This is a genomic window from Pseudomonas sp. MWU13-2862, from assembly GCF_023242495.1.
GTDB classification, from domain to species: domain Bacteria; phylum Pseudomonadota; class Gammaproteobacteria; order Pseudomonadales; family Pseudomonadaceae; genus Aquipseudomonas; species Aquipseudomonas gingeri_D.
On the sequence record NZ_JALMEZ010000003.1, the window covers coordinates 27,916 to 41,348 of the forward strand.

Consider the following 13,433-nt stretch of genomic DNA (forward strand, 5'->3'; position numbering starts at 1 on the left):
TCCCGCAGCCGTTCACAAACCGTCAAAAGTGGATACCCCTGAAGCTATCGACAGCAGAATCAGCCACACAATAAAAAACCGCCCCGAAGGGCGGTTTTCTTGAGGCGGATAACCAGACTCGATTACAACTTCGGCCCAGCCGCCTTGATCGCGTCGCTCACGTCGAACTTCTTGAAGTTCTCGATGAACAGACCCGCCAGCGCTTTCGCCGCTTCGTCGTAGGCAGCCTTGTCAGCCCAGGTGTTGCGTGGGTTCAACAGGCCAGTCTCGACGCCCGGTACGGCCAATGGCACGTCCAGGTTGATGGTGTCCAGGTGCTCGGTCTCAGCACCAATCAACGCACCGCTCTGGATCGCGGCAATCACGCCACGAGTCGTCGGGATATTGAAGCGCTTGCCAACGCCGTAGCCGCCGCCGGTCCAACCGGTGTTGACCAGGTAGACCTTGGAACCGAAACCACGGATCCGCTTGATCAGCAGTTCAGCGTACACGCCAGCCGGACGCGGGAAGAACGGTGCGCCGAAGCAGGTGGAGAAGGTCGACTTGATGCCGGCGCCCGAACCCATTTCAGTCGAACCCACCAGTGCGGTGTAGCCGGACAGGAAGTGGTAAGCGGCCTGTTCTTCGCTGAGGATCGACACCGGTGGCAGTACGCCGGTCAGGTCGCAGGTCAGGAAGATCACGGCATTTGGCTCGCCACCGAGGTTTTTCGGTGCGCGTTTTTCGATCAGTTCGCGCGGGTAGGCCGCACGGCTGTTCTGGGTCAGGCTGTCGTCGGCGTAGTCGGCCTTCTTGTTGGCGTCCAGCACGACGTTTTCCAGCACGGCGCCGTGCTGGATGGCTTTCCAGATCACCGGCTCGTTCTTCTCGGACAGGTCGATGCACTTGGCATAGCAACCGCCTTCGATGTTGAACACCACGCCCACGCCCCAGCCGTGTTCGTCGTCACCGATCAGGTAACGGCTTTCGTCAGCCGACAGGGTGGTCTTGCCGGTGCCCGACAGACCGAAGAACAGGGTCACGTCGCCCTCTTCGCCCATGTTCGCCGCGCAGTGCATCGGCAGTACATCGACGGCCGGCAGCAGGAAGTTCTGCACCGAGAACAGGGCTTTTTTCATTTCACCGGCGTAACGCATGCCGGCGATCAGGACTTTCTTGGCCGCGAAGTTGAGGATCACGGTGCCGTCGGAGTTGGTGCCGTCACGCTCTGGCACGCACTCGAACTCCGGCACGTTGAGGATCTGCCACTCGTCCTTGCCACCGGCGTTGTACTGGCCGGCTTCCGGGTTGATGAACAGGCAACGGCCGAACAGGTTGTGCCAGGCGGTACCGGTGGTCATCTTGACCGGCAGGTAGTGCGCCGGGTCGGAACCGACGTGCACGTGGGAAACAAAACGCTCGCGCTCGCCGATAAAGGCTTCAACGCGGTTCCACAGGGCATCGAACTTGTCGGCCGGGAACTTGCGGTTGATCGGGCCCCAGGCAATCGCATCCTGGGTGGAAGGCTCTTCGACGATAAAACGGTCGACCGGCGAACGACCGGTACGGTGACCGGTGCGCACGACCAGCGCGCCGGTGTCGGCGAGTTCGCCTTCACCACGAGCCAGGGCTTCTTTTACCAGATCGTCAACACTCAGATCGGTGTACACGGCATTGTTTGCTTGCGTCATGAGATTCCCCGTCGGCCACTGGCCGAGTGCTCCAAACGTTTTGTAGTAGAAAGTCGTGCACTACTACCGCGAAAAAAGTGGGCCGGATTATGCCAGAAAAGCCCAAAAAGAGTAGGGTCCTCCTGTCAGAACGCCTATTTTCTGTCGTTTGACAGGAGATTTACCTGCGCTGAACCGTTTTAGTGACGAGTATCTGACGGGGTGTCGACGCCGGCACCGGCGAACAATTGCGAAACGTCAGCGGCATCGAACAGATAGCGCTGGTTGCAAAACTGGCAATCGACCTCGATATGGCCGCCGTGTTCGACCACCAGTTGCTGGGCATCTTCCAGCCCCAGGCTGACCAGTGCATTGCCCGAACGCTCCCGCGAACAGCTGCAATGGAAACGCAGCGGTTGAAGGTCGAACAGGCGCACGGCTTCTTCGTGGTAGAGGCGGTGCAGGACGGTTTCGTTGTCCAGGCTCAGCAGCTCGTCAGCGGTCAGGGTGCTGGCCATGGCGGTCAGGTGCTGCCAGCTGGCGTCGCGCTCTTCCTGCTCGCGCAGGCGGTCGGCGGGCAGTTGTTGCAGCAGCATGCCACGGGCACGGCGACCGTCGGCGTGGAGCCAGAAGCGTGTGCCGACCTGCTGGGACATGACGAAGTAGTTGGTGAAACACTCCGACAGGGTTTCGCCGTCCAGGTCGACAATGCCCTGGTAGCGCTGGCCCTGGGTCGGATCGACGGTCAGGGCGAGGACGCCATTGGGCATCAGGTCGGCCAGGGTCGCGTCAGCCGGGATCAGTGCCTCGTCGTAGCGAGCCAGACCACGGATCTCGCGCTCGCTGGAGCATTCGATCATCAGCAGCGGCACCGGGCCTTCGGAACGCGCCTGGAGAATCAGCAGGCCGTCGAACTTCAGGGTACCGACCAGCAACGACGCGGCGGCCATCAGCTCGCCGAGCAGTTGCGCGATCGGCTCCGGGTAGGGGTGCTTGGCCAGTACTTCGGCGTAGCTGCGCTCCAGCGACACCAATTCGCCGCGGGTGTCGCTGTCATCGAAGATGAAGCGCTGGGTGTAGTCGGTGTCCGGTAGGTCTGACATAGGTATCAATTCTGGAAGTAGGAATAGGGGTGTTCTGCCCAGGGAAGTGAGCATTTTATGAACAAACGGGATTTGTACCAAGCAACATGGGGGCGAATGGCGCTCAGTCAAGGACTGAGGCGACGCGCTGCGCCCTATTCGGCGCCGCTGCCACGAAACTTGAATAGATCACGTCGCTGTTTCTTGCTCGGCTTGCCGTCGGTGGTCAGGCCCAGCGCACCGGCCTTGCGTTGCGCCGCCGCGGCTTCGCGCTTGGCCAGGCTCTGCTCGGTCTCAGCATAGAGCGTCTGCGCTTCGGGAGCGCCGCGACGGACCAGCGACAGCGCCTGCACCACCACGGTCCGTTCGTCGAAACCGGTGCGAATCTGGATCTCGTCGCCCACCCGTGGCTCCTTGCCCGGTTTGCAGCGCTCGCCGCGACAATGCACCTTGCCGCTTTCAATCGCCGCCTTGGCCAGGGCACGGGTCTTATAGAAGCGCGCCGCCCACAACCACTTGTCCAACCGAACCTTGTCGTCCTCTTCCGCTTTCTGCGCCACTGTCCTTCCTCAAACTGAAATATTGTCGAACTGTACTACCGTTGCCGTCGAAGCTGAATGGTCCTGGCCAGTCTAGAATGCCAGGTGATCCAGGGGGTAATTTCACGACCTGAAACAGGTCGCAGAGATAACTATCGCCATTTACCCGATATTCTGCGTGAATACCGCAATTACGGCTGCCGGGCAGCCAGAGCGCCTTTCTCCACCGGTTGAGCATTTTGAAGACATTTGACCATTTGACTGTTGTGGGTCTGCGCGAGTGGGTGGCGCTTCCGGATTTGGGAGTCGCCGGCCTGCGGGCGAAAATCGACACCGGTGCCAGCACCTCCAGCCTGCACGCCACCGAAATCGAGCCCTTCGAGCGCGACGGTGAGAAGTGGGTGCGTTTCACCGCCCACCTGGGCAGCGTGGTGCAATTGCGTCACCGCCGCTGCGAAGCGCCGTTGCTGACGATGAAGACCATCAAGAGCTCCAACGGCCATGCCCAGGTGCGTTATGTGATCGCCACCACCCTGGCCCTGGGCGACCGGGTCTGGCAGGTGCAGTTCACCCTCGCCTGCCGCAAAGCCATGCGTTATCGCCTGTTGCTCGGTTCCAAAGCCCTGATCGATGGCCAGTTGGTGGTCAATCCAGAGCACAAATACGTTCAAGACAAGCCGGTTTTCCCGGTCACTACTACCTCTGCCACAGGTGTTGCATGAAGATCGCTGTGCTGTCGCGTAACCCGCGTCTGTATTCCACTCGTCGCCTGGTAGAGGCCGGCGTTGCCCGCGGCCATGAGATGGTGGTGGTCGACACCCTGCGCGCCTATATGAACATCGCCAGCCACAAGCCGCAGATCCACTATCGCGGCAAGCCCCTGGAGGGTTTCGATGCGGTGATCCCGCGGATCGGCGCCTCGGTGACCTTTTATGGCTGCGCGGTGCTGCGCCAGTTCGAAATGATGGGGGTGTTTCCCCTCAACGAGTCGGTGGCCATCGCTCGCTCGCGGGACAAGCTGCGTTCGCTGCAGTTGCTGTCGCGGCGCGGGATCGGCTTGCCGGTGACCGGTTTTGCCCACTCGCCGGACGATATTCCCGACCTGATCGCCATGGTCAACGGCGCACCGCTGGTGATCAAGGTGCTCGAGGGCACCCAGGGTATCGGCGTGGTGCTGTGCGAAACGGCGACGGCGGCGGAGTCGGTGATCGAGGCGTTCATGGGCCTGAAGCAGGACATCATGGTCCAGGAGTACATCAAGGAAGCCGGTGGTGCCGATATCCGCTGCTTCGTGGTGGGCGACAAGGTGATTGCGTCGATGAAGCGCCAGGCCAAGCCTGGGGAGTTCCGCTCCAACCTGCATCGCGGCGGCAGCGCCAGCCTGATCAAGATCACCCCGGAAGAACGCATGACCGCGATTCGCGCGGCCAAGGTGATGGGCCTGAGCGTGGCCGGGGTGGATATCCTGCGCTCCAATCACGGCCCGCTGGTGATGGAGGTGAACTCCTCGCCTGGCCTTGAGGGCATCGAGGTGACCACCGGCAAGGATGTGGCCGGGATCATCATCGAGCACATCGAGAAGAACGGCGGCCCGAACATGACCCGGACCAAGGGTAAAGGCTGATTTCTACACCGCGTCGCGAGGCAGCATCAACCCCAGCGGCAAACGAACCCGCGCTTCCAGGCCGCCACCGGTGCGGTTGCGCAGTTCGACATTGCCGCCATGCATCGAGGCGATCCGCCTGACAATCGCCAGCCCCAAGCCCGTGCCCTTGCCGCCACGGGCCTTGTCGCCCCGGGTGAAGGGATTGAAGATGCCTTCCAGCTCCGCCGGATCAATCCCCGTCCCTCGGTCCATGACGCTCAGTACCACGTACGGCGCGCTGCTGTCGCCCGAAACATAGGCCGCCACTTCCACGCCCTCGCCGGCATGGTGCAAGGCGTTGCCGATCAGGTTATTCAACAGCCGCTTCATCGACACCCGCCGCAACGGGAACGGCTGGATCGGTTGCAACCGCGTGCGTACCCGCTCTTCGCTCTGGTTATAGGGCGCCACCACTTCGCGCACCAGCTCGCTCAGGTCGACCTCTTCCACCGACTCGTCGCGACCGTCGCGGATAAAGGCGAGGAACTGGTCGAGGATGGCGTCCATGTCCTCGATATCCCGGACCATCTCATCGCTGAGATCGTCATGACTGCCCATCAGCTCCAGTGACAGGCGCAGCCGCGTCAACGGCGTGCGCAAGTCATGGGACACACCTGCCAGCATCAACTCCCGTTCTCGACCCGCCTGTTCGACGTCCTCGGCCATCTGGTTGAAGGCCCGGTACACCTCGGTCATTTCGCTGGGGGTATCACTGATCGGCAGCCGTACGCTGCGCCCCTGGCCGAGTTGCCGCGCGGCATCCACCAGACGCTTCAACGGCTGGTTGAGCTGGCTGACAAAGATCCACGCCGACGCGGTGGAGAGCAGCCCGATGGCCAGGAACCAACCCAGCACGCTCCAGATTTTCTGCCCGCGCAGCGGATGCGGATACAGCGGCACTTTCAGCCAGCCGGCACCCAGGCTCGGCGCCCGCACCCAGAGGGCCGGCGGCGAGTGCATGCGCAACCGCACCTCGGTGTCGGCACCCAACTCGGCCTGCATCTGGCGCTGGTAGATCTCACTGTAGGGCCAGTGCTGTTCACCTTCCGGCACCCCACCGCTGACCACCCGGATCAAGCCGGCGGCATCGGCGATCTTGTCGCGATCGTCCTCGTCCGCCGCCCAATAGGCACGCAGGGTCAGGGCCACGCCGTGACTGTACTGACGGTCCACCAGCACGTCTTCGTTCATCAGCAGGTACACCAGGGTCAGTGCCTTGGAGAACAGCACGACGATCAGCACCAGCCAGAGGGTACGGGCGAAGAAACTTTGGGGGAACCAGAGAGGGGTTTTCATGGGCAGCCGCTGGACACTTTGCAGAGGCGAGCGGGCGGGCTCGCATATTGCGGATTGCGACTCGCCCGGGGTTTACCCGGGCGAATCGTTCCTACCGATCAACAGGCACCCGTCAACAGGCACCGGGCATCGTCACTTGGTCGCGGCGCCGTCCGGCACGAACACGTAACCCACGCCCCAGACGGTCTGGATATAGCGCGGCTTGGACGGATCCGGTTCGATCATGCGGCGCAGACGGGAGATCTGCACGTCGATAGAACGCTCCAGCGCATCCCATTCACGACCACGGGCCAGGTTCATCAGCTTGTCGCGGGTCAGCGGCTCGCGGGCATGCATGACCAGCGCCTTGAGCACGGCGAACTCGCCGGTGGTGAGCATGTGCACTTCTTCGCCGCGCTTGAGTTCGCGAGTGGCCAGGGACAGCTCGTAGTCACCGAAGGTCACGCTCTCGTCTTCGCTGCCCGGTGCGCCCGGCACCGGTGCCGACTGGCGACGCAACACCGCCTTGACCCGGGCCATCAGCTCATCGGGGTTGAAGGGTTTGGCCAGGTAATCGTCGGCGCCCAGCTCCAGGCCCTTGATCCGGCTCAGCTCATCGCCCTTGGCGGTGAGCATGATGATCGGCACCTGGTTGTTCGCCGCGCGCAGGCGACGGCAGGCGGTCAGGCCGTCTTCGCCGGGCAGCATCAGGTCGAGGACCACCAGGTTGAAAACTTCACGGGACAGCAGGCGGTCCATCTGTTCGGTGTTCGCCACTGCGCGGGCGCGATAGCCCTTGCTGGTGAAAAAACGTTCCAGCAGGCTGCTCAGCCCGGGATCGTCATCAACGATGAGAATTTTTTCGCCTTCAGCAGGGTTTGCAGTGCTGCTCATTGGATGCTCCTTTGATCTCGGCACGCATTATGGGCCCAGCGGCCCTTATCCGTATCCGGTGCATTGTTAGCAGATTTTTCCTCAACTACCAGTAAACGCTCTAAAGGCACCGCGCGGGTGCACAATCCCCGCAAGCCCGGAACGCTGGTTATAATGCGCCGCCTCTTGTCTCAGGCAACGTCTGATCATTGCTGTGGCGTGCCGCTCTTTATTTTCCAAGGCACACAGCAATGTGCTGATTTCATGGGTCTCAAGGCTGCCTTTTGATCCCAAACCAGATTCGTCCCGATGGCTTGAGAGCCTCGACGCGTCTGCTTTCACACTTTGTCAGGTGGTTTTATGGACAGCATCAACAGCCGCATCGCCGAAGAACTCGGCGTCCGCCCACAACAGGTCGAAGCGGCCGTCGCTCTACTGGATGAGGGCTCCACCGTGCCCTTCATCGCGCGCTACCGCAAGGAAGTGACCGGCAGCCTGGATGACATCCAGCTGCGTCACCTGGAAGAGCGCCTGCGCTACCTGCGAGAACTCGACGAACGGCGCATCAGCATCCTCGCCAGCATCGAGGAGCAAGGCAAGCTGACCCCTACACTTGCCCGCGATATCAAGCTGGCCGACACCAAGACCCGCCTCGAAGACCTTTACCTGCCGTACAAGCAGAAACGCCGCACCAAGGGCCAGATCGCCCTGGAAGCCGGCCTCGGCGAGTTGGCGGACGGCCTGTTCAACGACCCGATGCTGAATCCGGAAGTCGAAGCCGCGCGTTTCGTCGACGGTGAAAAAGGCGTGGCGGACGTGAAGGCGGCCCTGGAAGGCGCCAAGTACATCCTGATGGAACGCTTCGCCGAAGACGCCGGCCTGCTGGACAAGCTGCGCAACTACCTCAAGCAGGAAGCCACCCTGAGTGCCCGGGTCATCGCCGGCAAGGAAGAGGAAGGTGCCAAGTTCCGCGACTACTTCGAACACGACGAGCCGCTGAAAAGCATGCCGTCGCACCGCGCCCTGGCGATTTTCCGTGGCCGCAACGAAGGCATCCTCAGCTCCGCGCTGAAGGTCGGCGACGAGCAGCCGGGCAGCATGCACCCGTGCGAAGGCATGATCGGCCAGCAGTTCGGCATCCAGAACCAGAATCGTCCCGCCGACAAATGGCTGGGCGAAGTGGTGCGCTGGACCTGGAAGGTCAAGCTCTACACCCACCTGGAAACCGACCTGCTGGGCGAGCTGCGCGACGGCGCGGAAACCGAGGCGATCAATGTCTTCGCCCACAACCTGCACGACCTGCTGCTGGCCGCCCCGGCCGGCCCGCGCGCCACCCTGGGCCTCGACCCGGGCCTGCGTACCGGCTGCAAGGTCGCGGTGGTGGACTCCACCGGCAAGCTGCTGGACCACGCCACCGTCTACCCCCACGTGCCACACAACAAGTGGGACCAGACCCTCGCCGTGCTCGCCGCCCTGTGCGCTAAGCATTCGGTGGACCTGATCGCCATCGGCAACGGCACCGCCAGCCGTGAAACCGACAAGCTGGCCGCCGAGCTGATCAAGAAATACCCGGCCATGAAGATGACCAAGGTCATGGTGTCCGAAGCCGGCGCCTCGGTGTACTCGGCCTCTGAACTGGCCTCCAAGGAATTCCCCGACCTGGATGTGTCGATCCGTGGCGCCGTGTCCATTGCCCGCCGCCTGCAGGACCCGCTGGCCGAACTGGTGAAGATCGACCCGAAATCCATCGGTGTCGGCCAGTACCAGCACGACGTGTCCCAGCTCAAGCTGGCCCGTGGCCTGGATGCGGTGGTGGAAGACTGCGTGAACGCCGTCGGCGTCGACGTGAACACCGCCTCGGTGGCGTTGCTGGCGCGGATTTCCGGCCTCAACCCGACCCTGGCGCAGAATATCGTCAACCACCGCGATGAAAACGGCGCGTTCAAGACCCGCGCCGCGCTGAAGAAAGTCGCCCGCCTGGGCGAGAAGACCTTCGAGCAGGCCGCCGGCTTCCTGCGGGTGATGAACGGCGACAATCCGCTGGACTCCTCCGCCGTGCACCCGGAAGCCTACCCGCTGGTGCAGCGCATCGCCGCAGAAACCGACCGCGACATCCGCTCGCTGATCGGCGACGCCAGCTTCCTCAAGCGCCTGGACCCGAAGAAATTCACCGATGAAACCTTCGGCCTGCCCACCGTCACCGACATTCTCCAGGAATTGGAGAAGCCGGGCCGCGACCCGCGTCCCGAGTTCAAGACCGCAGCGTTCCAGGACGGCGTCGAAGACCTCAAGGACCTGGAGCCGGGGATGATTCTCGAAGGTGTGGTAACCAACGTCACCAACTTCGGTGCCTTTGTCGATATCGGCGTACACCAGGACGGCCTGGTGCATATCTCCGCACTGTCCGAGAAATTCATCAAGGACCCCCGTGAAGCGGTGAAAGCCGGCGATGTGGTGAAGGTCAAGGTCATGGAAGTCGATATCCCGCGCAAACGCGTCGGCCTGTCGATGCGCATGAGCGACACCCCGGGCGAGAAAGTCGACGGGGCCCGTGGCTCGCGTCCGGGCTCGGCACCACGGCCGTCGCAGAACAGCGCGCCGCGCAAGGAAAGCACCCCGGCCGCGCCAAGCAACAATGCCATGGCTTCGCTGTTCGCCAACGCCAAACAGTTGAAGAAACGCTGATGGACATTCCTGAGGGCCTCACCCAGAGCGCTTTCAGCGAGATGCTCGGCTGCCGCCTGCAACGCCTGGAAACCGGTGTTGCCGAGGTGGCCCTGGCGCTGGAGCCGCACCTGCGCAATCGCGGCAACGTGATGCACGGCGGGGCGATTTTCAGCCTGGTGGACATCACCATGGGACTGGCCTGCTCCAGCTCCCATGGTTTTGACCAGCGCAGCGTGACCATCGAGTGCAAGATCAACTACATGCGGGCGGTGGCCGAGGGCGAAGTGTTGTGCGTCGCCACGGTCATCCACCCCGGCCGCCGCACCCTGGTGGTCGAAGCCGAAGTGCGCCAAGGCGACAAACTTGTCGCTAAAGCACAAGGCACCTTCGCTGTTCTCTAGCCGCCCTGGCTCGATTTGGGTTAATTTCGACACTGTGAAAGCAGTGTCGGGGTTTTCCCTTTCACTGCCTCCGACCCAGGGAGGAAGTGTCGGCGTTTTCTGATATTTACCAGGCGACCACGCCAGTTCTCAACTTCACCCTTGTAGACCGTCTTGCCCACCCCCATATTGGGGCGACCGACGCGTGAAGGAATCCAACTTGAGCGAACTTCTCAACCGCCGCCTGGCTCTGCTCGGCGAGCGCGACCACCTCTCTCTGCTCGAACAGTGCCTGCACGGCATCGAGCGTGAATGCCTGCGCGTCACCGGCGTTGCTCGTCTGGCGCAGACACCGCACCCCGAAGAGCTGGGCTCCGCACTGACCAACGAACAAATCACCACCGACTATTCCGAGTCGCTGCTGGAGTTCATCACTCCCGCCCTGGCCGACCCGGCGGACACCCTGGCCAGCCTGGACAAGATCCATCGTTTTGCCTACAGCAAGCTCGGCAACGAGTACCTGTGGAGCCCGTCGATGCCTTGCCCGTTGCCGGCGGAAGAAGATATTCCGATCGCCTATTACGGCACCTCGAATATCGGCAAGCTCAAGTATGTGTACCGCCAGGGCCTGGCCCTGCGCTACGGCAAGACCATGCAGTGCATTGCCGGGATTCACTACAATTTCTCCCTGCCGGAACAGCTCTGGCCCGTGCTCAAGCAGGCAGAGGGTTTCGTCGGCACGGACCGCGACTACCAGTCGCTGGCCTACATCGCGATGATCCGCAACTTCCGCCGATACAGCTGGCTGCTGATGTACCTGTTCGGTGCATCGCCGGCCCTGGACGCCGGTTTCCTGCGCGGGCGTGCCCATTCGCTGGAACAGTTCGACGCCGATACGCTGTACCTGCCCTACGCCACCAGCCTGCGCATGAGCGACCTGGGTTACCAGAGCAACGCCCAGGCCGGCCTGACGCCCTGCTACAACGACCTGGACAGCTACATCGACAGCCTGCGCAAGGCGGTGGCCACTCCCTACGCACCTTACGTAGAGATCGGCACACACAAGGATGGTGAGTGGGTACAGCTCAACACCAACATCCTGCAGATCGAAAACGAGTACTACTCCAATATTCGCCCCAAACGCGTGACCTACACCGGCGAGCGGCCGATCCAGGCGCTGATGGCCCGTGGCGTGCAGTATGTCGAGGCGCGCTGCCTGGACATCAACCCATTCCTGCCGACCGGTATCGATCTGACCGAGGCGCGTTTCCTCGATGCGTTCCTGCTGTATTGCGCGCTGAACGACAGTCCGCTGTTCGAAAACAACGAGTGCGGCAATGCCACCTCGAACTTCCTCAGCGTGGTCAAGGAAGGTCGGCGCCCGGGCCTGCAATTGCAGCGTCGGGGTGAGGCGGTGGGCCTGAAGGAATGGGCCAACGAGTTGCTGGAGAAGATCGCGCCGCTGGCGGCGTTGCTGGACCGCAGCCATGGTGGTGATAGTCACGCCAAGGCGCTGGACGAGCAGCTTGCCAAGGTCAAGGATTCGTCCCTGACACCATCGGCCCAGGTGTTGGCGAGCATGACCGCGCACAAGGAAAGCTTCGCGCAGTTCTCGATGCGCCAGAGCCAGGCCCATGCCGAGTTCTTCCGCAGTCAGCCGTTGAGCAAGGAAGAACAGGCCGGCTTCGAGGAAGCGGCTCGTAAATCCCTGGTGCAACAGGCTGAGCTGGAACAGAACGAGGTGGGGGATTTCGACGTGTTTGTCGGGTCGTACCAGGCGAGTATTCTGGCGATCAGTAATTGATGCGGCGTCTTCATTGACGCCTTCGCGGGCAAGCCCTGCTCCTACAGTACGTCGTCGCCCACTGATTTTGTGTACGACACAGAACTGTAGGAGCAGGGCTTGTCGGGACGCCGCACCGCCGCGAAGAGGCCCTTGAGACCGACAAAAACCTCAAGGACCAGACCCGCTCGTGAAGATCAGAGGGCTTTTTCGAAGATCTTCGAATTACGCTGATAGTTGTACAGCGAAGCCCGCGCGCTCGGTAGCCGTTCCACACTGCTCGGCTCAAAGCCACGCTCACGGAACCAGTGTGCCGTACGGGTCGTCAGCACGAACAAGGTCTTCAATCCCTGCTCCCGCGCCCGCGCTTCAATCCGCTCCAACAGCTCATCGCCGCGACCGCCATGGCGATACTCCGGGTTCACCGCCAGGCACGCCAACTCCCCCGCCTCTGAATCGGCAATCTGATACAACGCCGCACAGGCAATGATCATCCCCTCGCGCTCAACCACGCTGAACTGCTCGATCTCACGCTCCAGCACTTCCCGCGAACGCCGCACCAAGATGCCCTGCTCTTCCAGCGGGCTGATCAGGTCGAGCAAACCGCCGACATCTTCAATAGCCGCCTCGCGCACCAGTTCGAACTGCTCCTGGGCCACCAGCGTACCGCCGCCGTCACGGGTAAACAGCTCGGTCAACAGCGCGCCATCCTCGGCATAACTGACGATATGGCTGCGCGCCACACCGCCACGACAGGCCTGCGCCGCCGCATCCAGCAGCTCGCCCTGGTAATCGTTGCCCAGGCGCAACAGATGCGCGGGCACCTGCTGCGGACGCAGCTCGCGGACCAGCTTGCCATTTTCATCGATCAGGCCGTGATCGGCGCCGAACAGCAGGAGTTTTTCCGCCTCCAGGTCGATGGCGGCACGGGTCGCCACGTCTTCGCAGGCCAGGTTGAAGATTTCCCCGGTAGGCGAATAACCCAGCGGCGACAGCAGGACAATCGAGCGCTCGTCCAGCAGGCGGTTGATACCCCGGCGGTCGACCCGGCGCACTTCGCCGGTGTGGTGATAGTCGACGCCTTCGAGCACGCCGATCGGCCGCGCCGTGACCAGGTTGCCGCCGGCCACCCGCAGCCGCGAGCCCTGCATCGGCGAGGCGGCCAGGTCCATGGACAGACGCGCCTCGATGGCGATCCGCAGTTGGCCGACGGCGTCGATCACGCATTCCAGGGTCGCCGCATCGGTAATCCGCATGCCGTGGTGGTAATGCGGGGTCAGGCCACGGGCCGCCAGGCGGCTTTCGATCTGCGGACGCGAGCCGTGCACCAGCACCAGCCGCACGCCCAGGCTGTGGAGCAGCACCAGGTCGTGGACGATATTGCCGAAGTTGGGGTGCTCGATACCGTCGCCAGGGAGCATAACCACGAAGGTGCAGTCCCGATGGGCATTGATATAGGGAGACGCATGGCGAAGCCAATTCACGTAATCGGGCATAAAACCTGAACCTGTATAAAAAACAGCCAATAGAAAATAGATGC

Annotated in this window: 11 protein-coding genes; 5 read left to right on the top strand and 6 right to left on the bottom strand. The window is 62.4% G+C overall.

The window, feature by feature from the left end; all coding sequences use genetic code 11:
• Positions 1-122: 122 nt before the first annotated feature.
• The 3 genes from M5C56_RS05985 to M5C56_RS05995 all read right to left on the bottom strand — a co-directional run bounded on the left by M5C56_RS05985 (position 123) and on the right by M5C56_RS05995 (position 3,291).
• Complete coding sequence (locus M5C56_RS05985) at positions 123-1,670, bottom strand: phosphoenolpyruvate carboxykinase (RefSeq protein WP_103497975.1); 1,548 nt, start codon at positions 1,668-1,670, stop codon at positions 123-125.
• A gap of 179 nt (positions 1,671-1,849) precedes the next feature.
• Positions 1,850-2,752: an Hsp33 family molecular chaperone HslO gene (hslO, locus tag M5C56_RS05990; RefSeq protein WP_103497976.1), complete on the bottom strand. Its 903-nt coding sequence runs from the start codon at positions 2,750-2,752 to the stop codon at positions 1,850-1,852.
• Between the two features lie 134 nt (positions 2,753-2,886).
• On the bottom strand, positions 2,887-3,291 hold the full coding sequence (locus M5C56_RS05995; protein ID WP_103497977.1) for a S4 domain-containing protein: 405 nt from the start codon (positions 3,289-3,291) through the stop codon (positions 2,887-2,889).
• A gap of 218 nt (positions 3,292-3,509) precedes the next feature.
• On the opposite strand from M5C56_RS05995, the gene M5C56_RS06000 reads away from it, so the two are divergent.
• Both M5C56_RS06000 and rimK read left to right on the top strand, forming a co-directional pair.
• Positions 3,510-3,992 (top strand): ATP-dependent zinc protease, encoded by a 483-nt coding sequence (locus M5C56_RS06000; protein ID WP_103497980.1) that lies wholly within the window; start codon positions 3,510-3,512, stop codon positions 3,990-3,992.
• A complete protein-coding gene (rimK, locus tag M5C56_RS06005; protein WP_100942049.1) occupies positions 3,989-4,894 on the top strand; it encodes a 30S ribosomal protein S6--L-glutamate ligase in 906 nt (301 codons plus the stop codon). Before M5C56_RS06000 ends, rimK begins: the two co-directional genes overlap by 4 nt.
• A 3-nt stretch (positions 4,895-4,897) precedes the next feature.
• Here the strand turns inward: rimK and M5C56_RS06010 are convergent, their stop codons facing one another.
• Positions 4,898-6,211 (bottom strand): ATP-binding protein, encoded by a 1,314-nt coding sequence (locus M5C56_RS06010; RefSeq protein WP_152736753.1) that lies wholly within the window; start codon positions 6,209-6,211, stop codon positions 4,898-4,900.
• Between the two features lie 132 nt (positions 6,212-6,343).
• Entirely contained in the window at positions 6,344-7,084 is a 741-nt protein-coding gene (gene ompR, locus M5C56_RS06015; RefSeq protein ID WP_100942051.1) for a two-component system response regulator OmpR, read from the bottom strand.
• A 339-nt stretch (positions 7,085-7,423) separates the two neighbouring features.
• Between ompR and M5C56_RS06020 the strand changes: the two genes are divergently transcribed.
• From M5C56_RS06020 to gshA, 3 genes are all read left to right on the top strand, one after another.
• Positions 7,424-9,748, top strand: coding sequence for a Tex family protein (locus tag M5C56_RS06020; RefSeq protein ID WP_103499808.1), 2,325 nt, complete (start codon positions 7,424-7,426; stop codon positions 9,746-9,748).
• Positions 9,748-10,131, top strand: coding sequence for a PaaI family thioesterase (locus tag M5C56_RS06025; protein ID WP_103499807.1), 384 nt, complete (start codon positions 9,748-9,750; stop codon positions 10,129-10,131). Before M5C56_RS06020 ends, M5C56_RS06025 begins: the two co-directional genes overlap by 1 nt.
• Before the next feature lie 199 nt (positions 10,132-10,330).
• Complete coding sequence (gene gshA, locus M5C56_RS06030) at positions 10,331-11,914, top strand: glutamate--cysteine ligase (RefSeq protein WP_103499806.1); 1,584 nt, start codon at positions 10,331-10,333, stop codon at positions 11,912-11,914.
• A gap of 176 nt (positions 11,915-12,090) precedes the next feature.
• On the opposite strand, the gene argA is transcribed toward gshA, so the two are convergent.
• On the bottom strand, positions 12,091-13,389 hold the full coding sequence (argA, locus tag M5C56_RS06035) for an amino-acid N-acetyltransferase (protein ID WP_103495539.1): 1,299 nt from the start codon (positions 13,387-13,389) through the stop codon (positions 12,091-12,093).
• Positions 13,390-13,433: the final 44 nt, after the last annotated feature.